Origin of the sequence: Sinomonas halotolerans, from assembly GCF_039615075.1 — a bacterium.
Lineage (GTDB): Bacteria > Actinomycetota > Actinomycetes > Actinomycetales > Micrococcaceae > Sinomonas > Sinomonas halotolerans.
This window is the reverse complement of sequence record NZ_JBDFRB010000014.1, coordinates 37,357-60,557: the sequence shown is the minus strand read 5'-3', so window position 1 is coordinate 60,557 and position 23,201 is coordinate 37,357. Positions and strand designations below refer to the sequence as shown.

Below are 23,201 nucleotides of genomic sequence, written 5' to 3'. Positions count from 1 at the left end.
TGACCTGTGGAAACGTTGTCGACATGGTGTGGACCAAAGATTTTTTTCCACAGGAGGCAATCCACAGTGCCTGTGGGCACGTATGCGTTCAGCGGCACGCTATCAGCCCGAATGTGCCGTGGATCACATTGATTCGACCACCGCGGCCGCGGCATGAAGCGCACGGCATATGCACGCTGCTGGCCGGCGTGGCCCCCGGAACGCGGGTCCAGGGGTGTCCGGCCCGCCGGCGGCGCCCGCGGCCCCGGCCGTCCCGCCGCTAGGACTCTGCCTTCGGGGGCCATCACGGGCCGCAGGCACTAGGCTGGAGGTGCCTCATGGCCAGCCCCGGCCCCTCCCCCGCACCCTCGAGAAGCGCCCCCATGGAAAACCTCCTGCCTCCCCTCCTCATCCTCGCCGCAGTCGCGGCGGTCCTGATCCTGGTGCTCCGCCTCGGGGCGAAGCGCGCCCGCGCCTCCTTGGACGGCGGGCTGGCCGGTGGCCCTGAGGCGGCCGCTGCCGCCGCCGCCCGCCTCTCGGCGGACCAGCACCGGAACGTCTACTCGCTGATCGCCCGCGGCCAGCTCATGCAGGCCATTGCCGCCTATCGGGAAGCCACCGGTGTGGGCCTCGTCGAGGCGCGCAACGCCGTCGTCCTCCTCGACCGGCACCCGCAGCCCTACCGCCCCGCCGGCACGGCGCCGAGCTTCCCCAGCGCTCCCGGGACCGGCGAACAAGAGGCGGGCGAAGCCGCGGGCCCCGCCCAGAAGGACGCCGCGGCCCCCGCCCCCGAGGGCGACGCCGCGGCTCCGGGATCCCCGGCCGCAGAGGGTGCCGTGCCGGAGGAGGCCGAGGCCCAGTCGCCCACGATCGTGCCCCCGGACTGGAGCGGGCTCTCCGCCGAGCAGTCCCCGACGGAGACGGCCCAGGGGCCCGCCGGCACGGCCCCGGAAGCCCCTCAAGCCCGCGCGGAGGCGCCCGGCCACGCCGAGCCGGGACCCGGCGTCGTGCCCCAGGAGGCGACCGCCGCTGACGCGCCACGCGACGCGCTGCGCCCACAGCGCTTCCCCTACCGCTACCGGGCGATCGTGAGCAACGGGCGGGAGACGCTCGAGGTGGCGAGCAACATGCTCAACGACGAGATCTATGCGGAGATCAAGTCGCTCGCGCAGATTGGCGACGCCGAGGATGCCGCACAGCTCCTGCACAGGCATTCCGACATCAGCATCGAAGAGGCGCGCGCGTTCGTCTCGCTCCTCTGACTGGCGGGCCTACCCGTCGGCCGCCTCGAGGACCCGCAGCGCGTTGCCCCAGCACAGCGCCTCGAGCTCCGCGCGGGACCAGCCGCGCCCGGCGAGCGACTCGAGCAGCGGCGCGCAGCCGGCCACCCCGTCCATGCCCGCCGGCAGGTCCGGCGTACCGTCGAAGTCTCCGCCGAGCCCCACGTGCCGTATCCCCACGGCCTCGCGAGCGTGCTCGAGGTGGCGCACGACGTCGTCGACGGTCGCCTCGGGCGCGGGGTGGGCTGCCTCCCACCGGGCGAACTCCGCGGCGGCTGCCGGATCCTCGTCGGGGGCCACGTCGTGGAACCCGACCGGCAGGCCCAGGCGCCGGCGCTCCTCTCGGACGTTCCACGCGTGCGCGCGGCAGGCCTCGGACACGAACTTGGGCACGAACGTCACCATGAGCACGCCGCCGTTGGCCGGCAGCCTCTCGAGCACGCCGTCCGGGACGTTCCGCGGATGCCCGCACACCGCGCGGCACGAGGAATGCGAGAAGAGGACCGGCGCCCTGGCCGTGTCCAGGGCGTCATGCATGGTGCGCTCGGAGACGTGGGAGAGGTCCACGATCATCCCGATCCGGTCCATCTCCGCCACGACCCCGCGCCCGAAGTCGCTCAGCCCGGTGTCCGCACCCGCCTCGGCAGCGGCGCCCGTCGCGGAGCAGGCCCAGGGGACGTCGTCGTTGTGGGTGAGGGTCATGTAGCGCACCCCGAGCCCCCGCATCATCCGCAGGACCGCGAGCGAGCCCGCGATGCTGTGGCCGCCTTCCATCCCCATGAGCGAGGCGATCCTGCCGCGGCCGGCCGCGGCGCGGACATCCTCGGCACTGACCGCGAGCTCGAAGGTTCCCGGATGGTCGGCCGCGAGGCGCCGGACGCAGTCGATCTGCTCGAGCGTGGCCACGACCGCCTCCGCCGGCGTCAGCGTCGAGGGCACGAACACCGACCAGAACTGCGCGAGCACGCCGCCGGCACGCAGCCGCGGAAGGTCCGTGTGCAGGCGCGGCTGCCCCTCGGCCAGGCCTGCCGCCTCGACGCTGTACCCGAATCCCTGGCGGAGCGCCCAGGGGAGGTCGTTGTGGCCGTCGAACACCGGCGGGAACGCGGTGCCCGACTCGGGTGGCGCAGGGTCCGAGGCGGTTGGGCCCGGGTCGGGGTCAGGAGGCGCGGGCTGGTCCATGCCCGTCATGGTACGCGCGGTCCGGGAGCGCGGCGGCCCCGCGCCGCTGGTCACGCCCTGAGTCCGCCGGCGCCCCCCGCCGACGGGCAGGTACCAGCAGTCTCAGCGGGCCGCTGTGAGGCCCGCGAGCAGCTCCTCGAACGACTTGTCCTCCGGGCGGGTCGACGCAGTCCGGGCGGACTCCGAGCGGGAGGCCTCCGAGCCGGGAACGCGCCCGGCGGCCAGTTCCTTGGCGAGCTCGGCGGCAGCCCGCTCGATCCGGGCCGTGAGACCACCGGCCGCCCCGGTCCCCGCGGGCCCCTGCCCCCAGTCCATGGGGGCCGCGTAGACGGCGGTGGCCACGGTGCGGGCGCGCAGGTAGGCGAAGAGCGGGCGCATCGCGGCGTCCAGGACCATGCTGTGCCGTTCGGAGCCGCCGGTCGCGCCGAGGAGAACAGGGGTACCGTCGAGCGACTTGGGGTCGAGGAGGTCGATGAACGACTTGAAGAGGCCGCTGTAGGAGGCGCTGAAGACCGGGCTCACGGCGATCACGGCATCGGCGCTCTCGACAGCGCTGATCGCCTCCGCGAGGGACGGCGCCGCGTAGCCCGTGACGAAGTTGTTGGCGATGTCCACGGCGAGCTCCCGCAGCTCGAAGACCCTCACCGCAGGCTCGAGTCCCGCCTCGCTCGCGTACCGGACGGCGGCCGCGGAGAGCTGGTCCGCGAGGAGGCGGCTCGAGGAGGGCACTCCGAGGCCTGCGGAGAGGACGACGATGGCGGGGGCTTCGGGCGTGGCTTCCATGGTTCCTCGCTTCGGGGTAGGCCGCTGACTGCACGGTTCATGCGTTTGCATCTACCTGCCCAACGTCCCGGCGCCCAAGGCTATTCCCCGCAGTTCCAGGGCATGCAGAAGGGCCCCCACCGCAGTGCAGTAGGGGCCCTTCACGTCCAGCACCCCGCCGAGCGGGGCATCGCAGAGGACTACTTCGCGGCGACGACCTCGAGGGCCACCACAGCGGAGACGTCCTCGTGCAGGCGCACGGAGACCTCGTACTTGCCCGTGGTCTTGATCTGACCGGGCAGGGCGACGTTGCGCTTGTCGATGGCACCGAGGCCAGCGGCCTCGACAGCACCGGCAACAGCCTCGGCACGGACGGTGCCGAAGAGGCGACCCTCCTTGCCGGCCTTCACCTCGAGCCGAACCGGCTTCTCGGAGAGGGCAGCAGCCTGGGCCTGAGCGGCCTCGAGCGACTTGTGGGCGCGGGCCGCACGGGCGGCGCGGATCTGCTCGACCTGCTTCTCGCCACCCTTGGTCCAGAGCAGCGCGAAGCCGCGCGGCAGCAGGTAGTTGCGTGCGTAGCCGTCCTTGACCTCGACAACGTCACCGGCAGCGCCGAGACCCGAGACCTCGTTCGTCAGAATGAGCTTTGCCATGGTTTATTGCTTCCCTTCTCAGCCGCGGCCAGCGCCGGAGTAGGGGAGCAGGGCAACCTCACGGGCGTTCTTGATCGCCTGGGCGATCTTGCGCTGCTCCTGCACGGTCACGCCGGTCACACGACGGGCGCGGATCTTGCCGCGGTCCGAGATGAACTTGCGCAGCAGGGCGACGTCCTTGTAGTCGATGACGGTGATGTCAGCGGCCTTCAAGGGGTTGGACTTTGGTTTGGGCTTGCGGATTTCAGCCTTGGCCATCGTGGAGCTCCTTAGAGTCGTGGAGCCCGTGGTCTATGCCACGGGATGGTGGATTGAGTGTGGATCAGAAAGGCGGTTCGGAGTCGGAGCCGTTGCCCCAGCCTCCGGAGCTGCTGACGCCCGGGGTCGCCCACGGGTCGTCCTGCTGCTGCTGGGCGCCGCCGCCGGACCAGTTGCCGCCGGAGCCGCCGCCCTGGTTCTGGGAACCCTGGCCGCCGCCCCAGTTGCCGCCGGCGTTGCCGCCGCCGTACTGGCCGCCGCCACCGAAGTTGCCCCCGCCGCCACCGCCGAAGTTGCCCCCGCCCTGACCGCCGGAGCGCTGGGTGCGGTTGACCTTCGCGGATGCGTAGCGGAGGCTCGGGCCGATCTCGTCGACCTCGAGCTCGATGACGGTGCGCTTCTCGCCTTCCTTGGTTTCGTACGAACGGCTCTTGAGCCGGCCCGAGACGATCACGCGCATGCCCTTGGTGAGGGACTCGGCGACGTTCTCGGCGGCCTCGCGCCAGATGGACGCGCGGAGGAACAGGGTCTCCCCGTCCTTCCACTCGTTGCTCTGGCGGTCGAACGTGCGCGGCGTGGAGGCCACGGTGAAGTTGGCGACGGCCGAACCCGACGGGGTGAACCGAAGTTCGGGATCGTTCGTCAGATTGCCGATGACCGTGATGGTCGTCTCGCCTGCCATGCTTCCTCCTGGTTCCGCGCCTGCGTACTGCGAATCGTCGTACTGGATGAGGGGATCACGCCAAGACTACTCGGCGGACACCTTCTGGTCCTCGGGACGGATGATCTTGGTGCGCAGGATCGTCTCGTTGAGGTTGAGCTGGCGGTCCAGCTCCTGGGCCGTGGCCGGCTCAGAGGTGAAGTTGACGACCGCGTACACGGCCTCGTTCTTCTTCTTGATGTCGTACGCGAGGCGACGACGGCCCCAGATGTCCACCTTGTCGACGGTTCCACCGTCGGTGGTGATCACCGAGAGGAACTTCTCCAGCGAGGACTGGACCGAGCGCTCGTCGACCTCGGGGTCAATGAGAACCATCAGTTCGTAAGGACGCATAAGTGAACCCACCTCCTTTGGGCTAAGCGGTTGCGGTATCTCCGCAACAGGAGGTTCATGTGCGTGTGCCCGTGCATCCAGTGCCGCACCCGAAGGTCCGGCCTCTGGAACACAGACTGCACTATCCTACCGGATCGCGGCGAGCCGCCACGACCCGTATGTGGAGGACTCGCGCCAGCGGGTGCCTGTGGAGGACAAGTGCCGGGCAGCCGGCCGGCGCAGAAGGCCCGACCTGCGCACGGGCCTAGGCTGGCGGCTGTGAAGATCCTCGTCTCCTCCGCCCTCTTCGCCCTCGCCGCCGTCGCCGAGATCGGCGGCGCGTGGCTCGTGTGGCAGGCCGTGCGCGAGGGCCGGCCGTGGTGGTGGGCCGGGCTCGGCGTCATGGCGCTGGGAGCCTACGGGTTCGTCGCGGCCTACCAGCCGGATCCGCACTTCGGCCGGGTCCTCGCCGCGTACGGGGGCGTCTTCATCATCGGCTCCCTCGCGTGGGGCGTGGTGGTGGACGGCTTCCGGCCGGACCGCTGGGACCTCGCGGGCGCCGCGATCTGCCTGCTCGGGGTCGCGCTCATCATGTTCGCCCCGCGCGAAGGGTGAGAACCGGCCACGCGAGAAGTGAGAACTGGCCACGCGAGGGGTGAGATCTGGCCACGCGAGGGGTGAGATCTGGCCACGCGATTCAGCCGGCGAAGAAGCGCTCCGCAACCTTCGCCAGGCGCCACGGGTCCTGCACCCCGGCCAGCTCCCGCGCCGAGTGCATCGACAGGAGCGGGATGCCGACGTCGACCGTCCGGATGCCCAGCCGCGTCGCCGTGAGCGGGCCGATCGTGGAGCCGCACGGGAGGTCGTTGTTGGAGACGAACTCCTGGTACGGCACCTCGGCCTCGGCACACAGCCGCGCGAACAGCGCCGCGCCCGGGGCGTCCGTCGCGTAGCGCTGGTTCGCGTTGATCTTCAGGAGCGGACCGCCGTTGAGCACGGGGTGGTTCGCGGGGTCGTGCCGCTCGGCGTAGTTGGGATGGACAGCGTGGCCCGCGTCCGCGGAGAGGTGCCAGGAGGCGGCCAGCGCACGACGCCGGTCCCCCGCCGTCGCGCCGAGGGCGTCGCCGATGCGGGCCAGGACGTCCTCGAGGAACGGCCCGGAAGCGCCCGAGCGGGACGCCGAGCCGACCTCCTCGTGGTCGAACGCGGCGAGGACCGCGATCGAGTCCCCGGCGCCCTGCGACCCCGCGAGTGCCGTGAGGCCGGCATGCACCGAGGAGAGGTTGTCGAGGCGGCCGGAGGCGAAGAACTCCCCCTCGGCCCCGAATACTGCGGACTCCTGCGCGTCCGCCACGACGATGTCGAACCCGCCCACCTCACGGGCGTCCACCCCGGCAGCGTCCGCGAGGAGGCCGAGGAGGTCCGCCGAGCCCGGGTCGCCGAGCCCCCAGACCGGGTTCATGTGCTGCTGCCTTCCGAGGGCGAGCCCCTCGTTCACGTTGCGGTCCAGGTGGATCGCGAGCTGGGGGAAGCGCAGGAGGGGACCGGTCGCGACAAGGTGCGTGGCGCCGTCGAGCATCACGAGGCGGCCGGCGAGGCGGAGCTCCCGGTCCAGCCATGAGTTCAGCAGCGGCCCGCCGTAGACCTCCACCCCCGCCTGGAGCCAGCCGAGGCGGCCCGTGGTCGGCTTGGGCTTGAGCTTGAACGAGGGCGAGTCCGTGTGGGCGCCGAGGATGCGGAGCGGCGTGAGCGGGCCCGCACCGTCCGGCACGGACCAGGCGATGAGCGCGCCGTCCCGCACCACCGCGTAGCCGCCCGGCGCGGTGGGCCAGTCTTCTTCCTCGGAGAGCAGCCGGAACCCGGCGTCCCCGAGCCGGCGCGCTCCCTCCGCCGCGGCGTGGAAGCTCGAGGGCGAGGCCGTGACGAAGCGGCCGAGGTCCAGGGCGTGCAGGTGCGCGGCGGTAGGCATGGCCACCACTCTAGCCAGCGTGGATCCGCACAAAATTGCGCAGGACCTTCTGCGGCTCCGTGACCGAGGCGCCGCGGGCGCGCTCCTTGACGGCCTCCGCCTCCCGCGGCGGGAAGTACCCGGAATGCCGGTACGCGTCCACGCGCCGCTCGATCCCGGCCAGGTCCAGCTCCGGATGGAACTGCGTCGCGTAGAGGTTGCAGCGGAACCGGAACATCTGCACAGGGCACGTGTCCGAGCCTGCAAGCAGGACCGCGTCCGGCGGGAGCCGGCGCACGGCCTCCTTGTGCCCGACGTACGCGTCGAAGACCGGGTCGATGCCCGCGCACAGCGGGTCCGCGAGGCCCGCGGCGCTCAGCCGGACCTTGACCGGGCCCACGGCCTCGCCGAAGTTCCGGTCGACGACCGCGCCCCGGTGCGTGCCGAGGAGGCCGACGCCGTAGCAGGCTCCGAGGAACGGGAAGTCCTCGGCGACGATCCGGTCCAGAAGTGCCGAGATCTCGGCCTCGACGCGCCGTTGGACCCCGCCCTTGGACTCGTGCGGATCCGACGCCGTGAACGGGCTCCCGCCGAGCATCACGCCGGCGTAGTCCTCGAGCCGGATCTCCGGCAGGGGGCCGGCCTCGGCGCGCACGCGGTGCAGCTGCTCGGGCCCGAGGCCCGAGTACTCGCAGAAGGCGCGGTATTCGTCATCGGCCACGACATCGTGCTCGCGCGAGGCCAGGAGCAGGAAGGGCCTCATACGGCCATTGTGCGCCACAGCGGGCAGGAGTGGCACGAAGCCGGCTACACGTCCCGCTTTGCTAGGCTCACGAATGCCCCCGCCAGGAGCACGGCGACGTAGGCGGCGAGGACGAGCGCGCCCTGACCGGGCTCGAGCAGCCCCTCCGCCGGAACGTCCCTGCCCGCCTGCAGCATCGCGTTCGCAGCCGAGGTGGGCAGGTACTTGCGGGCCTCCTCGAAGAAGTCCCCCGGGATGAGCTGGGCGATGATCGGCAGGACGAACAGCGCCGCGACAAGCGTCACGATGGCCCCGGCGGAGTTGCGCAGGAGAGCGCCGAGGGCCAGCCCCATCGCCGCCACGGCGGCCACGAACGCGCCGTTGAGGAGGATGTCCCGCTGGACGCCCCACGAGGCGAGGTCGACCTGCACGTCGTAGGCCGCCATGATCGGCGTGGCCGCGAGGCCGCCGACGAGGGCCCCGGCGTAGGTCACGGCGAAGGCGAGCACGACGACGATGAGCAGCTTCGCGGCGAGGACCGGCAGGCGCCGGGGCACCGCGGCGAAGGTGGCCCGGGACAGGCCCGTGGTGAACTCCCCCGCGATGAGGATCACGGCGAGGGAGCCGACGATGAGCTGGCTGAAGGACACGCCGGCGGCGGGGACGGAGAGGAAGACGTCCGGGCCCTGCTGCGCGAAGGCAGCCGCGGCCTCCGGATCGGACTCGGCGGCCTGCTTGAACTGGCCCAGCCCCCACGCCTGCAGGGCCGCGAAGCCGACCATGAGGCCGGCGGCGCTGGCCAGGAGGACCGGGGTGGAGAGGACGGTGCGGGCCTTGAGGGCTTCCGCGGCGAGGACGCGGGGGAAGCTCGGGCCGATGAGCTGGCGGTCCGGTGCCGCCGGGGCCGGTTCGGTGCTGGTGGCGCTCACGGTGCGTCTCCCCTACTCTTCTGCGGACGACGGCGCGGGTGCGGCGTGGGCTTGGGACTGGTACTCGACGTCGTCCTTCGTCAGCTCGAGATAGGCCTCCTCGAGGCTGGCCCGCAGGGGCGTCAGCTCGTAGACGAGGACGCCGGCGCCCAGGGCGGTGCGGGCGATCTCGCGCGGCTCGAGGCCGGTGACCTCGAGGAGCTCGTGGTCGGGACTCTGCACGGCCACACCGTCGCGGGCCAGGAGCGCCGCGAGCTCCGCGGGGCGGTCGGTGCGGACCCGTGTCCGCGCCCGGCCCTGGCCGTCGAGGATCTCCTGGATGGGGGCATCGGCGATGATGCGCCCGCGGCCGATCACGATGAGGTGGTCCGCAGTCTGGGCCATCTCGCTCATGAGGTGGCTCGAGAGGAACACCGTGCGGCCCTCGGCGGCCAAGTGCCGGACGAGGTTGCGGACCCACAGCACGCCCTCGGGGTCCAGGCCGTTGACCGGCTCGTCGAGGACCACCACCTGCGGATCGCCGAGCAGCGCGGCGGCGATACCGAGCCGTTGGCCCATGCCCAGCGAGAAGCCGCGGACCTTCTTCCGGGCGGCGGCCCCGAGCCCGGTCAGCTCGATGACCTCGTCCACGCGCCGTGTCGGAATCGCGTGCGTGGCCGCGAGGGCGCGGAGGTGGTGGTAGGCGCTCCGGCCCGGGTGCACCGCCCGCGCCTCGAGCAGCGCGCCGATCTCGCGCAGCGGCGCCCGGTGCTGGGCGTAGGGTGCGCCGTTCACCGTGACGGTGCCCCGCGTGGGGGCGTCGAGGCCCATGATCATCCGCATCGTGGTGGACTTCCCGGCACCGTTCGGCCCGAGGAAGCCGGTCACGCGCCCGGGCTGGACCGTGAACGTCACCCCGTCCACGGCCGTCTTGGCCCCGTAGGCCTTGGCCAGGTCCTGCGCCTGGATCATCGCTCCCCCTTCGGCTGGATCCCGAGACTACTCTGCCAGCTCCGGCGCGAGCGGCGAGTACACCGTGAGGGCGCCCGGCTCCGTCCACAGCGCCGCGCGGCCCACCCCGGCGACCAGTTCGCCGTCGACCGCCAGCACGAGCGCACCGTCCCGCGCGGCGACGTCCACGCGCCGCGCCTCCCGCGTGGCCACCACGGGGCTGCGGGAGGTGGTGCCCGTGACCAGGGCGGCGACGAGCCGCAGCCGGGCGAGGGGCGGGTCCGCGCTGATCGAGCGGATGTCGAGGACGCCGTCGTCGAGGATCGGCCGCTCGAGCGGGGCGAGGTCCCGCGGCCAGTACCGGCCGCGGCCCACGTAGAGGGTCCAGAGGCGGTGCGGTGCGGAGTCTACGTCGAGGCGCGTGGGCTCCGCCCCGGCGAAGGTCCGCAGCGCGGCGACAGCGGCGGCCCCGCGCTTGCGCAGGAGCGGGACACGGCGCAGGAGGCGGTCGCGGCGGCGCACGAAGTCCGGGTACATGCCCACGCTCGCCGTGTTGAGCATGACCGCCGCGCTCTCCTGCTCCTCGGCACCGCGACCGCGGACCGCGAGCACGCGCCCGAGGTCGCAGCGGAGCGCGCGGCCCTCCTCGACCGCCTTGCCGACGTCCACGGGCTCGAGGGCGCCCACGTCCCGCGCGAAGTGGTTGAACGTCCCGCCCGGGAGCACCGCGAGCGGCAGGCCGGCGTCGGCGCAGGCTCCCGCGACAGGTCCCACTGTCCCGTCCCCGCCCCACACCCCGAGCGCGCGGACGCCTTCCCGCTGTGCGAGCGCGGCGGCCACCGCGGCGACGTTCTCGCCGAGGGCCAGCTCGCGCACGGCGGCTTCGGGGAAGAGGCGGGCAAGCGCGGCGCGCACGTCCTCCTGCGCCTCGCCGCTGAGCGGATTGACGACGACGGCGAGTCCCCGGCCGCGGGGCAGCGGCGGCGCGGGCGCGGTGGCCGGCTCCTGGGACGGGGGCTGCTCGGTGCGCGGCCACCACGAGCGGGTCACGAGCGCTGCGCCGGCGCCGAGGGCCGAGCCGAGGGCCACGTCGCTGGGCCAGTGCGCCCCGGTGTGGACCCGCGAGTACGCTACGGCGGCCGCCACGGGCGCCAGGGCGAGCCCGAGCGGCGGGCTCACCATGCCGACCCCGGTGGCAAAAGCCACGGCCGAGGCGGAGTGGCCGCTCGGGAGGGACGAGCTCGTGGGCTGCGGGTGCAGGAAGCGGTGCACGGGCAGGTGGTGCGGCTCGGGGCGGGCCCGGGGCAGGAGCGTCTTGAACACGAGGTTCACGCCCGCCGAGGCCACGGCCAGGGCCAGGAGCCCGTGCGCGGCGGCCCGACGCGGGGAGCCCTTGCGGAGGGCGAGCATGGCGGCCACAGCCATCCAGAGCCTGGCCTTGGTCGCCGCGCGCGTGAGCCAGGACAGGGCGGGATCCCACGGCCCGCGCGGCAGGGCGGCGACCCTCCGCACGATGGCCCGGTCCATGCCCGCCACGGCATGGAAGGGCCTCCCCGGCGGGCGGAGCCTACGGCGGGGACGGGGCGCTGTCATGGCGCACACCGCTAGGGCGTCCGCCCGGACGGGCTGTCCGGAGGCAGAGGCGCGGGCTGGCCGGGACTGGCGGGCATGACGGGGGTGCCGGGCTCGTCGGGACTGGCAGCGCGGTCCGGGGCTTCCTTCCGGGTGACGCCTGCGAGGAGGAGGGCCAGCGCGATGGGCGCGAGGATGGCCAGCAGGGCAAGGCGGAGGCCCACGTGGTCGCCGAGGAATCCGAGGAAGGGCGGGCCGGCGAGGAACGCGATGTACCCGATCGTGGAGACCACCGAGACGCGGTTGGCGGCGTGGCGGGGATCGTCCGCGGCGGCGGACATGCCGAGCGGGAAGGCCAGCGCGGCGCCGAGCCCCCAGAGCACGGCGCCGACAGCCGAGAGCCAGTAAGTGCCTGCAAGGGAATATGCCGTGAGGCCGATGAGTGCGGAGACCATGCTGATCCGCAGGGCGGCCACGCGGCCGATCCTGTCGATGATCCCCCCGCCGAACCAGCGGGCCAGGGTCATGGCCCCCACGAACACGCCGAACAGCAGCGCGCCAGCGGACTCGCTCGCCCTGAGCCCGTCCACGATCCCCTTGGAGATCCAGTCGTTCCCGGCGCCCTCCGTGAGGGTCGCACCGAGCACCACCACCCCGATCAGGAGCGTCCGGGGATGGCGCCATGCCGCGAGGGCCCCGCCCCGGCGGCCAGCGCCCGTGCCCTCAGGGCCCTGGGGTGCGGCGGAAGCGGGCGGCGAGGGGTCGGCGTCGTGCGCGAGGAACCAGCCCGGCACCACGACCACGACCGCGAGCACCACTGCGACGATCGCGAAGAGGTGCACGGGAAGCGCGATGTCCGCGGCGCTGAGTCCCGCCCCGACCATGGCCCCGAGGAATGCGCCGCCGCTGAACGCCGCATGGAACTGGGGCATGATGGTTCGCGCGAGCCGGTGCTCGACGTCTGCGCCCGCGATGTTCTGGGCCACGTCCCACAGCGCGACGCCCACGCCGAAGAGGGCCAGGCCCGCCGCGACCACGGGCACCGAGGCCATGAGCAGCCCGACGGCGATGACGGACCCGGCGACCGCCGCGACGAAGCCCCCGAGCCGGACGGTGTTGGCCAGGCCGATCCGCTCCGCGATGGTCCCCGTGAGCGGCATCGCCACGAGGGAGCCGACGGCGATGACAAGCAGGAGCGCGCCCATCTGGCCGGTGCTGAGGGCAAGGATGTCCGTGACCGAGGGGATGCGCGCGGCCCAGCTCGCGAAGACGAAGCCGTTGGTCGCGAAGACCGCGAACACCGCGAGGGCCGCCGCGCGCACCGCGTCCCGGCCCGAGGCCTCGCGCACCGCCATGGGTGGAACCGGTTCGCTCATAGCCGTGACAACCCCCATGTGCCGATGGGCAGCCGTGCCGGCGGGCGCGGCTGCAGCGCCGTCAGGACGGGCCTCCCGGCCCGCGGTCCTGCCGGAACACGCCCATGCTCTCACGCCCGTGGGTAGGCTGGGGGCCATGGTGCGCGCCAAGGTCCGCGAGGTCCCCGCCCCCACCCGGGTGGGCCCGCTGGGAACCGCCGCCGCCGCGCTCGTGGTGGGCTCCGCCGTCGTGCTCTACGTGTTCCGCGAACCGCTGCCCGGCTACGCCGTCATGGCCGCCGGGCTCGTGCTGGCCCTCGGCGTGGACCGGGCGCTGCTGCGCAGCCTCGCGCTCATCGCGGCGGGGCTCGTGATCGTCTCGACCATCTCGGTGGAGGCGGACATCTCCTACCCGAACATGGCGCTCATGGGCACCGTGCTCTCACTCGCCGTGGCCGTGCCGTACCTCGTGTCACGGTACGTCTTCCGGGAGCGGGCGGTCTCCTTCCCCTGGCGGGCCGGGCACCGGTGGAGCCGCGTGCAGTGGGCCTACCTCGTGTTCGTCATCGCCGCGGCGTGGCTCATCCTGCCGTTCTACTTCATCACATCCGGCGCCTACCGGAACTGGCCCGCGGTGGCGGCCCCGGACGAGATCGCGCGGCTGTTCGTGGGGGTCAACGCCGTGGGGATCTGGGACGAGCTCTTCTTCGTGTGCACTGTCTACGTCCTGCTGCGGCGGCACTTCCCGGACTGGCTCGCCAACGTGCTCATGTCCGTCGCGTTCGTCGCGTTCCTGTGGGAGCTCGGGTACCGCGAGTGGGGGCCCGCGCTGACCATCCCGTTCGCCCTCCTGCAGGCCTTCACGTTCTCCATCACGCGCTCGCTCGCGTACGTCGTGACGGTGCACCTGCTGTTCGACCTCGTGGTGTTCCTCGTGATCGTCCACGCCCACCACCCCGAGGCCCTGCCCATCTTCCTCGTCTGAGCCCCCGGGTTATCCGCAATTGTTGGGTTGAACAGGGTCGGGACGCCGTGCACCCTGCTCAACTCAACAATTCGCGGAGAAGGGGCGGTCAGCGTGCCGCGGTGAGGAAGCGGTCCAGGAGGGGCCCCGAGACGGTCGCGCCGAGCCCGCCCTCCTCGACGAACACCGCGACTGCGAGGTCCCCGTGCGTCCCGATGATCCACGCGTGCGTCTTGGGCGGGTCCGCGGACCCGAACTCCGCTGTGCCTGTCTTCGCGCCCACCGGCGCGCCCGGCACGTCGGCGAGGAAGCCGGCGTGCCCGCTCGTCACGACGGCGCGCATGAGGTCCCGGAGCACGCCCGCCTCGGCGCCGGTCAGCGGTGGGCCGGGCTCCGCCGCTGGGCTCGCGGTGGGTGCCGGCGTGGTGGGGCCCGACGACGGCGACCCGGCCGCCCCCGTCGGGCCGCCCGCCGTCGTGCTCCCCTGGGTCCCGCTCCCGACCGGGGCGAGGACGAGCCGGGCGGCGACCGGGGCGCCCTTGGCGACCGAGCCGGCCATGACCGCGGCCGCGAGGGGAGAGAAGAGGACCCGGCCCTGCCCGATCATCGACGCCGCGTGCTCGGTCCCCTCCGCGCTGCCGGGGACGGAGCCGAGGAACGCCGCAGCGCCGAGCCCGGGGTGGTCCACGGCCACGCCGAGGGAGGTCGCCGCGGATTCGAGCTGGCCCTGTGAGACCGTCTCCCGCTGCGCGATGAACGCGGTGTTGCACGAGTGCGCGTAGGCGTCCCGCAGTGTGATGTCCCCGAGTGAGGCCGCAGGATAGCCCGGGGCGTTGCGGAACGTCCGCCCCTCCACGGTGAGGGCCTCGGTGCACTCCACGCGGGTGGCGGCGGTCGCGCCGTTGCGGACCATGGCGAGCGCGTCCACGGTCTTGAAGATCGAGCCGGGGGCGTACTGGCCCAGCATCGCGGTGTTGTAGCCGTCGCTGCCCGGGCCGGACGCGGCGGCGAGGACGGCTCCGTCCGATGGGCGCAGCGCGACGATGGCCGACGCCGGGCCCACACCCGCGAGGGTGTCCTCCGCGAGCTTCTGGAGGGCAGGGTCGAGGGTCGTGCGCAGGGGCGTGCCCGCGACCGGCGCGGCCTCGAAGAGCGTGCGCCGCGCGTCCGGCGCAGCGCTGAGCTGCTCCGCGGTGAGGCCGGCGGGCTGCGCGTACACGGTCACGCCGTCCTTGCCGCGCAGCTGGGAGTCGTACTGGGCCTGGAGCCCGCCCACGCCGGTCTCGTCCCCGGCCTGGAGGGTGCCGTCCGAGGCCTCGATCTGCTCCGCCGTCGCCTGGCCCACCGTGCCGAGCAGCGCGCGGGCGAACGTGCGCGTGGGCGCGAGGGCCAAGGTGTCCTTGACGGTGATGGCACCGGGGACTGCTGCGATCTGCCCGTCCGTGGGGGTCCGGCCGGGCGCGTCCCGCAGCACGATCGCCTCGACGAACGCCTTCTCGCCAGCGGCCGCCGCCTGCTGCGCGTACGCGGCCGCGTCGATGCCCACGAGCTTCGCGAGCGCCCTCGCCGCCGCGTCGAGCCTGTCCGCGGTCACCTTCGCCTTGTCGATCCCCACGCGCAGCACCGGCCGCGCGGTCACGAGCTTCGCGTCACCCGCGCCGAGGATGTCTGCACGCTCGGGCGCCGTGGCGGCGAGGACGAGGACCTCGTCGGTGCCCAGCTGGGGCGCGAGGGCCTCCGGCCGCCACAGCGTGCGCCACTCGTCGCCCTCCCGGGCGAGCTGCGCCGTCGTGCGGTATTTCCATTCGTGGCCGCCGAGGGTCCACGTGTAGTCGAGGTCGACGTCGGCACTGTCGCCGTCCAGCCGCGGCTCGCCGGCGCTCACGGCCGGGGTGGCATCGCCCAGCCCCTCGACGGCGGCCGCCAGCTGCTCCTGTGCCGTGGAAGGCTCGACGCCCTGCAGGGGCACGGCCCCGACGTCGAGCGCCGAGACCGCGGCGGCGAGCCGGCGGGCGGCCTCCCGGGCCGCGTCCTGGCGGCCGTCGTCGCACGAGGCGAGCGCCGCGGCCGCCAGGGCGGACGCGAGCAGGACCGAGACCACGCGAAATCTCCCCATGGCGCCCAGCCTACGGCGGCGCCCGGCCTGGGGCGCTGCGCGTCGCGTGGCGGGTGGGCGCGATCGCAGCAGACGACCGTTGGCGGCGATCGTTACTGGCGCGTCACGGCGACGAAACGCGGCGCGCCTAGCGTGGGCGGTGAAGCACCACATCGACGAGGGGGAACCATGCGAGTCGCGCTCATCCGCGCCCTGACCACATCCGATCCGAGGCTGCGCCACGCGCAGGCCCATGCGCTCGAGCAGGCCTACGGGCTCACGGTGGTCTCCCGGGCCATCGCCGACCAGCCGACCGGCGTCCACGACGGCTGCACACTCGCCCGGGCCGCGCCGAAGGTCCTCGCGCTCGCGCGGGAGATGGAGGCCGGAGTGGATGCCGTGCTCATCAGCTGCACCGCGGACCCCGGGCTCGCCGAGGCGCGGAAGGCCCTGGGCGTTCCCGTGGTGGGGGCCGGCTCCGCCGGTGCGGCGTCCGCGCGCGCCCTCGGCGGGACCGTCGGGGTGCTCGGCGTGGAGGGAACCATCCCGGCCGCTGTCCTCGACGGGCTCGCGGGGCATCCCTCACTCACCGCGACCGTCCAGGGCGTGACGGACCCGAGCGGGTTCCACTCGCCGTCCGGCGCGCTCGAGGCGGCCGAGGAGGCCCGGCGGCTGCGGGACGCGGGGGCGGACGTGATCCTGCTGGCCTCCGCCGCGCTCACGAGCATCGGCCTCGCCGACCACCTGCGGGCCGCCCTCGGCGTGCCGGTGGTGGATCCCGTGGTCGCGGCTGGGGCGGCGCTCGTCGCGGCCGTCGCCGCTCGGGGGTCTGCGGCTGCGTGAGGGGGACGCGTGCCCAACTGCACAACCCAGGGCGGCCGCAGGGCCTGAACGGCCCGTGAGGCGCCATTGTTGTGCAGTTGGGGACGCAGTACGGCCCGAGGCCTACCGCTCCCGCTCCACCCGGCCCTCGTCCCACACGGGCTCGGAGGCCTCGCGCACGGCGCCGTCCGCGCCGAAGACGAGGAACCGGTCGAAGGACTTCGCGAACCAGCGGTCGTGCGTCACGGCGAGGACGGTGCCCTCGAACGCGTCGATGGCCCGCTCGAGCGCCTCGCCCGAGTGCAGGTCGAGGTTGTCCGTCGGCTCATCGAGGAGCAGGAGCGTCGCGCCGGAGAGCTGGAGCAGGAGGATCTGGAACCGGGCCTGCTGGCCGCCGGAGAGGGACTCGTACTTCTGCTCCGACGCGCCGGCCAGGCCGTAGCCGTCCAGGGCCCCGGCGGCGGCCTCGCGGGCCAGGCCCGAACGGTGCTCGTCGCCGCGGTGCAGGATCTCCAGCAGGGTCCGGCCCGCGAGGTCCGGGCGCGAATGCGTCTGGGCGAAGTATCCGGGCCGGATCCGGGCCCCGAGCTTCACGGTGCCCTCGTGCGGGACGGGAGCGATCTGGACATCCGAGACGGGCAGGTGCTCGCGCTCGGGGTCGGTGCCGCCCAGGGCGAGCAGGCGCAGGAAGTGGCTCTTGCCCGAGCCGTTGGACCCGAGCACGGCGACCCGGTCGCCGAACCAGATCTCGGCGTCGAAGGGCTTCATGAGCCCGGTCAGGCCGAGCCTCTCAGCGACCACAGCCCGCTTCGCCGTGCGCCCGCCGCGCAGCCGCATGCGCACGTTCTGCTCGACCGGCAGGGCCTCGGGCGGGCCGGCGGCGAGGAACTTCTCGAGCCGGGTCGTGGCCGCGTGGTACCGGTTGGCCATGTCGGAGCGGAACGCGGCCTTCGTCTTGTACATCGTCACGAGCTCCTTGAGCTTCGTGTGCTCCTCGTCCCAGCGCTTGCGCAGCTCCTCGAAGCGCGCGTTCCGCTCGGCCCGGGCGTCCACGTAGGAACCGAACCCGCCGCCGTGGATCCAGGCGCTCGCGCCGTTGATCCCCGGCTCGAGCGTGACGATGCGCTCGGCGGCGTTGTCGAGCAGCTCGCGGTCGTGGCTGATGAAGAAGACGGTCTTGCGGGAGTCGGCCAGCTTGGCCTCGAGCCACCGCTTGCCCGGGACGTCGAGGTAGTTGTCCGGCTCGTCGAGCAGGAGAAGGTCGTCGGGGCCGGCGAAGAGGGCCTCGAGGACCAGCCGCTTCTGCTCGCCGCCCGAGAGGGTCGACGCCGCGCGGTGCTGGGCGCGCTCGTACGGCACCCCGAGTGCCGCCATCGTGACCTCGTCCCAGACGGTCTCCCATTCGTAGCCTCCGGCGTCCCCCCACTCGGCGATCGCGTGGGCGTACGTCATCTGGGTGGGCTCGCCGTCGTCCTCCATCATGGCGAGCTCGGCGGCGTCGAGTGCGCGGCCTGCGGCGGCGAGGTCCGACGGCGCGGCCCCCAGGAGCAGGTCCCGCACCGTCGAGTCGTCCCGGACGTGCCCGATGAACTGGCGCATGACTCCCATGGAGCCCGAGCGGCCCACGGTGCCCTCGTCCGGGACGAGGTCCCCGGCGATGATCTTGAACAGCGTGGTCTTCCCCGTCCCGTTGGGGCCGATGAGCGCGGTCTTGGACCCGTCGGGGACCTTGAAGGACACACCGTTGAGCAGCTGGGTGCCGTCGGAGAGGAAGTAGTCGATGCCGGAGAGGTCGAGGTGGGCCACCGGGCAAGTCTAGGGCGGACCTGTCTCCCACCCCCCACGCGTGGCCACCTTTCGCCCAACACGCGGCCACCTCCCGCCCAACAAGCGGCCACCTTTCGCCCAACACGCGGCCACCTCCCGCCCAACAAGCGGCCACCTCCTGCCTACCGGGACGAGACGGCAGCGAGGGCGGCGCGGAGGCGAGTGCCGGCGTCGTCCGCAACCTCCTGGACGTGCCCGCTCGAGCTGAGCTGGACCATGGTCTGCGGGTCGATCGCCTCGATGGTCGTCGCCTCGGCACCGGGCGCGCGGCGCACGACGACGTTGCACGGCAGCAGCGCGCCCATCTCCGGCTCCGCGGCGAGGGCGCGGCTTGCGAGGCTCGGGTTGCAGGCGCCGAGGATGATGTAGTCGCCCACGGCGTCGCCGGCCTCCGGGCCGAGCTTCTGGTTGAAGGTTGCGCGGACGTCGATCTCGGTAAGGATGCCGAAGCCCTGGTCGGAGAGGGCGGCGCGGACGGCCTCGATCGCGTCCGTGTAGGGCAGGGGAACCTGGGTGCTGAGGGTGTAGGCCATGCCGCTACGCTGCCAGCTGCGCCGGGGACGGGACAAGGGGCGCCGGCTACATCCGCCGCTTCGTCTTCGCGGTCGCGACCGCCGTCCACGGGTCCTCGGGCCAGGGGTGCTTCGGGTACCGGCCGCGCATCTCTGCGCGGACCTGCGCGTAGGGTCCGGACCAGAACGAGGCGAGGTCTGCGGTCACCGCGAGCGGCCGCCCGGCCGGGGAGAGGAGGTGGAACAGCACGGGCACGCGGCCGTCCACGAGGCGCGGCGTCTCCGCCCAGCCGAAGCACTCCTGGAGCTTGACGGCCACGACCGGCGCCGGCCCGTTGCCCTCCTCTCGCGTGGCCACATCCCGCCCCTCGCGTGGCCACATCCCGCCGCGCTCCTCGACCGGCGGGTACTCGATCCGCACGCGCGAGCCGCTCGGCACCTCGAGCCGTTCCGGCACGAGCTCGTCGAAGCGCGCCGCGTCGGGCCACGGGAGGAGGCGGCGCAGCGGATCCGCGAGGTCGACGGCGCGTGCCGGGGTTCCGTCCGCGAGGGCATCGATCTCCGGCGCGAGCCACTCGTCGAGGCGTGCGAGCAGGGCCGGCTCCGCGACGTCCGGCCACGGATCGCCCAGCTGCCCGCGCACTAGTGCGAGCCGGCGGCGCAGCCCGTCCGCCGCATCCGACCACCCGATCACCCCCAGCCCCTCGGCCGTGAGGGCGCGCACGACGGCGGCGTGCCCCTCCCCGCGCCCGGCCCGCACCGGCGTCGACTCGAGCTGGATCGCGCCGAGCCGCCTTTCCCTCCGCGCCACGACCTTCCCGCTCTCGAACCGCGCCTCGACCCGGTCCGTGAGCAGGTGTGCGGCCACGGCCTCGGCGGTCTCCCGGCTGATCGGCGCGGCGGCACGCACGACGGCGCCCGTCCCCGCCGCGTCGCGTCCCGCCGCCCGCGCGGCGTCGGCGATGGCGAGCCACTCACGCCCGGCAAGGGGGCTTCCGGCCGGGAGGCCCGCGCGGGTGCCGGAGGCGAGGAGGTACTGCTCGCGGTCGCCGGGGACGCGCCGGGCCACCATGGCGGGGAAGGCGAGCCCGACGACGATCCCCACCGTATCCGCTGCGCTGGCCACGCGCGGGGTGGGATCTGGCCACGCGTCGGGCGAGACCTGGCCAGGCGTGGGGTGAGAGGTGGCCACGCGCGGGGTGGGATCTGGCCATGCGTCGGGGGTGCGGGCTGCGGCGAGGCGCTCGAACCGCCGGACATCGTCGGCCCACGCCCGGGCCTGCGGGCTGCGGCCGGAGCGGGCGCCGCGCCGGAGCTCGGCCAGCAGGCGCTCGAGGTCCGCGCCGGGCGGCCGGAGGTCGCGGGCCACCATCGCCACGGTCTCGGCCGCCGCCCGCGGACCCACGAGCGCGGCACCCTCGAGGAGCGCCCGGGCGAGCCGCGGATCCGCCGGGATGCGCGCGAGGGAACGTCCGAGCGGGGTCGCGCGGCCGGCATCGTCCACGGCTCCGATCCACGCGAGCGTGCGCACCGCGTCCGCCAGCGCTGCTGTGGGAGGCGCGTCGGGGAGCGCGAGCCCGGCCCCGCCCGGCGCGCCCCAGCAAGCGAGCACGAGGGCCGCCTCGGTGAGGTCCGCGGAGGCGATCTCCGGCGTCGACTGGGCGGGGAAGGCCGCGAACGCGCGCTCGTCGTAGCAGCGCACCACCCGGCCCGGGCCCTGCCGCGCCGCGCGTCCCGCGCGCTGCTCCGCCGAGGCACGCGAGCACGAGACGGTCACGAGGCCGGACATCCCCCGCGATGCGTCCCGCCGCGGCTCCCGCGCGAGCCCCGAATCGACCACGAGCCGCACCCCGGGGACCGTGAGCGAGGACTCGGCCAGCGCGGTCGAGACGACGATCCGCGGCGGGTCCCCCGGCCGCCGTCCCGACACGGCGCGGTCCTGCTCCGCGGGAGGGGCCTGACCGTGGAGCTCGAGGATCTCGGTGCCGGCGGCGCGGGCGCGGAGCCTCCCGGCAACGTGGTACACCTCCCGGGCCCCAGGCACGAAGACGAGCGCGTCGACGTCGCGACCACGCGCGCGCTCGGCCGTGGACTCGGCCAGGGCCACGTCCGCGACGTGGTCGAGGAACGCTCCCGTCACCCCGCGCTCGTCCAGCCGCGGCGCCCTCGACGCCGCCCAGCCCACCTCGAGCGGGTGCAGGGCGGAGGGGCAGTCGACGACGGGGGCCGGGCCGCCGCCGTCGCCCTCCCCGGTCGCCGGGCCGCCGAGCAAGGCGGCGAAGCGGGCGGCGTCCAGAGTTGCGGACATCGCCACGAGCGTGAGGTCGCCGCGGAGTGCGCGGACCTCGGCGAGCATGCCCACGAGGAGGTCGGTCTCGAGGCCGCGCTCGTGGACCTCGTCGAGCACCACGGCCGCGACGCCGTCGAGGCCCGGGTCCGCGAGCAGCCGGCGCAGGAGGACGCCGGGGGTGACGAACTCGACGAGCGTCTCCGGGCCCGTGTGCCGCTCGCCGCGGACCGTGTAGCCGACACGTTCGCCCAGACGGGTGCCGTCCAGCGTGGCGAGGCGCTTCGCGGCCGCGCGCACGGCGACGCGCCGCGGCTGGGTCACGACGACGCGCGGCGGGGGCCCGGCGTCGTGCTCAGCCGATGCCCGACGCGCCGATGCCAGGGCGAGGTTGGCCGCGAGCGGCGGGACGAGCGTGGTCTTGCCCGAGCCGGGCGGGGCCTGCACCACGGCAGCCGGTCCGCCGCCCGCGACCGCGTCGTGGAGCACCGCCTCGAGCTGCCCGAGCGCCTGCGCGAAGGTGAGGCCGGCGCCGATCCGGACGAGGCCGAAGGGCTGCGGGTCGGTCACCGGTCCCTGACGGGGCCCCGCCGGCCCCTGGCCCAGCTGGAGGCCGAGGCCAGCGTGAGCGCGTCCGGGGCGCCGTCGAACTCGCCGCCCTGGGGATCGTCCTGACGGCTGAGCCGGACGGGGTCCCGGGCGGGGTGGTAGATGTCGATGACAACCCGCGCGCACAGGTACAGGAGGGCTCCCATGTGAGCGAGGACCGCGCCGACGTAGTACGGGGAGTCGATGTTGTTCTGCGGGGAGCCGCCGCTCGTCCACTGGCCGAGGTACATCCACACGGCACCCCAGTGCAATGCCTCGACCACCATCCAGACCGTGAAGCTGCGCCAGCGTGGCCGGGCAAGGGCGAGCAGCGGGATGAGCCACACGACGAACTGGGGCGAGTAGACCTTGTTGGTGAGCACGAACGCGGCCACGATCAGGAACGCGAGCTGGGCCAGCCGCGGCCGGCGCGGGGCGTGGAGGCCCATCCCGGCGATGGCGGCGCACGCCGCGAGGAAGGACGCGGTGGCGATCGCGTTGATGCCGGGCGCGTCGAGCATGACCCACTGGAGCCGCTCCGCGATGAGGTTCCAGGCGAAGTAGACCGAGGAGAACCCCGCGGGGCGTTCTCGCGTGAACTCGAGGAAGTACGCCCAGCCTGCCGGATTCATGAGGTAGAAGGGCAGGTTGACGGCGGTCCACGCGGCGGCGGCGCCGGCGGCCGTGAGGACGAGGGGCCTGTACCTGCCGGTGCGGACGGCGAGGACGAGGACGGCTCCGAGGATCACGATGGGGTAGAGCTTGGTGGCCGTGCCCAGACCGATGAACACGCCGGCCCACAGGGGCCGTCTCCGGGCGAAGGCGAGGATCCCGAGCGCGGTGAACGCCACGGCCCACATGTCCCAGTTGATGAAGCCGGCGAGGATGGCGCCGGGGGCGATGGCGAGCATCGCGGCGTCCCAGGGTCGGCGGCGGTTGGAGCGCGCGGTCGCGACGACGGCCACGAGCCACATGACCGTGATGAGCACGGCGTTGAGGTCGAAGTACGCAGTGGCGCGGGCCTCGGACACCACGGTCCCGGGCACGAGGAGCGCCGTGGCCCCGGCGATGAGGCCCATGACCACGGGGTACTCGAAGAGCGCGTCCGGGGTGAAGAAGGGCAGGACGCCCTCGGCGAGCCCGCGCTCCTTGAACAGCGTGGGCAGGTCCGAGTAGCACGTCGCGTAGAAATGGGTGGGCGTGGTCCAGCCGTTGACCCGGCAGTAGCCCTTGAGGACCACTCCGAGGACGGCGGCGAGCGTGGTCAGGACGATGAGCACGCGCTCGGGGGTCCAGAATCCGCTGCGGACGATTCCGGGCGCCGCGTGTTCCCCGAGCGGGCCGCCCACGGCCTCCGAGAGCGTGCCGAGGAGGGGGTCGTTGCGGGTCGGTGAGATCACCGCGTGGTGGTGGGTGGCGCTGCCGTCCTGCCTCGACTCCATGGCCCCGAGCTTACCGGCGGCCTCTTGACAGCGCTCGTTCC

The 23,201-nt window shown here is 73.6% G+C and carries 21 protein-coding genes; 4 read left to right on the top strand and 17 right to left on the bottom strand.

From position 1 onward, the window contains the following. Positions 1-362 precede the first annotated feature (362 nt). Entirely contained in the window at positions 363-1,241 is an 879-nt protein-coding gene (locus ABCQ75_RS16220; RefSeq protein ID WP_427916105.1) for a hypothetical protein, read from the top strand. A gap of 9 nt (positions 1,242-1,250) precedes the next feature. On the opposite strand, the gene ABCQ75_RS13580 is transcribed toward ABCQ75_RS16220, so the two are convergent. The 6 genes from ABCQ75_RS13580 to rpsF form a co-directional block, all read right to left on the bottom strand. Then, positions 1,251-2,441, bottom strand: a complete 1,191-nt coding sequence (locus tag ABCQ75_RS13580; RefSeq protein WP_345886005.1) for a dipeptidase — start codon at positions 2,439-2,441, stop codon at positions 1,251-1,253. A 102-nt stretch (positions 2,442-2,543) separates the two neighbouring features. Then, positions 2,544-3,224, bottom strand: coding sequence for a CE1759 family FMN reductase (locus ABCQ75_RS13575; RefSeq protein WP_345886004.1), 681 nt, complete (start codon positions 3,222-3,224; stop codon positions 2,544-2,546). A gap of 179 nt (positions 3,225-3,403) precedes the next feature. Further along, a complete protein-coding gene (gene rplI / locus ABCQ75_RS13570) occupies positions 3,404-3,856 on the bottom strand; it encodes a 50S ribosomal protein L9 (protein WP_345886002.1) in 453 nt (150 codons plus the stop codon). A gap of 18 nt (positions 3,857-3,874) precedes the next feature. After that, positions 3,875-4,114: a 30S ribosomal protein S18 gene (gene rpsR, locus ABCQ75_RS13565; protein ID WP_010144869.1), complete on the bottom strand. Its 240-nt coding sequence runs from the start codon at positions 4,112-4,114 to the stop codon at positions 3,875-3,877. A gap of 64 nt (positions 4,115-4,178) precedes the next feature. After that, on the bottom strand, positions 4,179-4,796 hold the full coding sequence (locus ABCQ75_RS13560) for a single-stranded DNA-binding protein (protein ID WP_345885992.1): 618 nt from the start codon (positions 4,794-4,796) through the stop codon (positions 4,179-4,181). A 66-nt stretch (positions 4,797-4,862) separates the two neighbouring features. Beyond that, positions 4,863-5,168: a 30S ribosomal protein S6 gene (rpsF, locus tag ABCQ75_RS13555; RefSeq protein WP_345885990.1), complete on the bottom strand. Its 306-nt coding sequence runs from the start codon at positions 5,166-5,168 to the stop codon at positions 4,863-4,865. 264 nt (positions 5,169-5,432) lie between these two features. On the opposite strand from rpsF, the gene ABCQ75_RS13550 reads away from it, so the two are divergent. Beyond that, on the top strand, positions 5,433-5,762 hold the full coding sequence (locus ABCQ75_RS13550; RefSeq protein ID WP_427916107.1) for a YnfA family protein: 330 nt from the start codon (positions 5,433-5,435) through the stop codon (positions 5,760-5,762). A gap of 82 nt (positions 5,763-5,844) precedes the next feature. On the opposite strand, the gene ABCQ75_RS13545 is transcribed toward ABCQ75_RS13550, so the two are convergent. From ABCQ75_RS13545 to ABCQ75_RS13520, 6 genes are all read right to left on the bottom strand, one after another. Next, positions 5,845-7,116, bottom strand: a complete 1,272-nt coding sequence (locus tag ABCQ75_RS13545) for a M18 family aminopeptidase (protein ID WP_345885987.1) — start codon at positions 7,114-7,116, stop codon at positions 5,845-5,847. A gap of 10 nt (positions 7,117-7,126) precedes the next feature. Next, complete coding sequence (locus tag ABCQ75_RS13540; protein ID WP_345885986.1) at positions 7,127-7,858, bottom strand: glutamine amidotransferase; 732 nt, start codon at positions 7,856-7,858, stop codon at positions 7,127-7,129. Positions 7,859-7,902: 44 nt separating this feature from the next. Next, entirely contained in the window at positions 7,903-8,766 is an 864-nt protein-coding gene (locus ABCQ75_RS13535; protein ID WP_345885985.1) for an ABC transporter permease, read from the bottom strand. Between the two features lie 12 nt (positions 8,767-8,778). Next, complete coding sequence (locus ABCQ75_RS13530; RefSeq protein WP_345885983.1) at positions 8,779-9,717, bottom strand: ABC transporter ATP-binding protein; 939 nt, start codon at positions 9,715-9,717, stop codon at positions 8,779-8,781. A gap of 27 nt (positions 9,718-9,744) precedes the next feature. Continuing rightward, positions 9,745-11,223: a bifunctional phosphatase PAP2/diacylglycerol kinase family protein gene (locus ABCQ75_RS13525; RefSeq protein WP_345885981.1), complete on the bottom strand. Its 1,479-nt coding sequence runs from the start codon at positions 11,221-11,223 to the stop codon at positions 9,745-9,747. Between the two features lie 77 nt (positions 11,224-11,300). Continuing rightward, complete coding sequence (locus tag ABCQ75_RS13520; protein WP_345885980.1) at positions 11,301-12,644, bottom strand: MFS transporter; 1,344 nt, start codon at positions 12,642-12,644, stop codon at positions 11,301-11,303. A 136-nt stretch (positions 12,645-12,780) separates the two neighbouring features. Between ABCQ75_RS13520 and ABCQ75_RS13515 the strand changes: the two genes are divergently transcribed. Further along, a complete protein-coding gene (locus tag ABCQ75_RS13515) occupies positions 12,781-13,608 on the top strand; it encodes a CPBP family glutamic-type intramembrane protease (RefSeq protein WP_345885978.1) in 828 nt (275 codons plus the stop codon). Positions 13,609-13,696: 88 nt separating this feature from the next. Here ABCQ75_RS13515 and ABCQ75_RS13510 read toward each other — a convergent pair whose 3' ends face one another. After that, positions 13,697-15,703 carry a penicillin-binding transpeptidase domain-containing protein gene (locus tag ABCQ75_RS13510; RefSeq protein ID WP_345885976.1) on the bottom strand — a complete coding sequence of 669 codons (2,007 nt, stop codon included), beginning with the start codon at positions 15,701-15,703 and terminating at the stop codon, positions 13,697-13,699. A 168-nt stretch (positions 15,704-15,871) separates the two neighbouring features. Here ABCQ75_RS13510 and ABCQ75_RS13505 point away from each other — a divergent pair, with 168 nt between their 5' ends. Beyond that, entirely contained in the window at positions 15,872-16,525 is a 654-nt protein-coding gene (locus tag ABCQ75_RS13505) for an aspartate/glutamate racemase family protein (RefSeq protein WP_345885974.1), read from the top strand. A gap of 102 nt (positions 16,526-16,627) precedes the next feature. On the opposite strand, the gene ABCQ75_RS13500 is transcribed toward ABCQ75_RS13505, so the two are convergent. The 4 genes from ABCQ75_RS13500 to ABCQ75_RS13485 form a co-directional block, all read right to left on the bottom strand. Further along, positions 16,628-18,310 (bottom strand): ATP-binding cassette domain-containing protein, encoded by a 1,683-nt coding sequence (locus tag ABCQ75_RS13500; RefSeq protein WP_345885973.1) that lies wholly within the window; start codon positions 18,308-18,310, stop codon positions 16,628-16,630. A 143-nt stretch (positions 18,311-18,453) separates the two neighbouring features. After that, a complete protein-coding gene (locus ABCQ75_RS13495) occupies positions 18,454-18,864 on the bottom strand; it encodes a DUF302 domain-containing protein (RefSeq protein ID WP_345885971.1) in 411 nt (136 codons plus the stop codon). 46 nt (positions 18,865-18,910) lie between these two features. After that, positions 18,911-21,700 carry an ATP-dependent helicase HrpB gene (gene hrpB, locus ABCQ75_RS13490; RefSeq protein ID WP_345885969.1) on the bottom strand — a complete coding sequence of 930 codons (2,790 nt, stop codon included), beginning with the start codon at positions 21,698-21,700 and terminating at the stop codon, positions 18,911-18,913. After that, on the bottom strand, positions 21,697-23,160 hold the full coding sequence (locus ABCQ75_RS13485) for a glycosyltransferase family 87 protein (RefSeq protein WP_345885968.1): 1,464 nt from the start codon (positions 23,158-23,160) through the stop codon (positions 21,697-21,699). Before ABCQ75_RS13485 ends, hrpB begins: the two co-directional genes overlap by 4 nt. Positions 23,161-23,201: the final 41 nt, after the last annotated feature.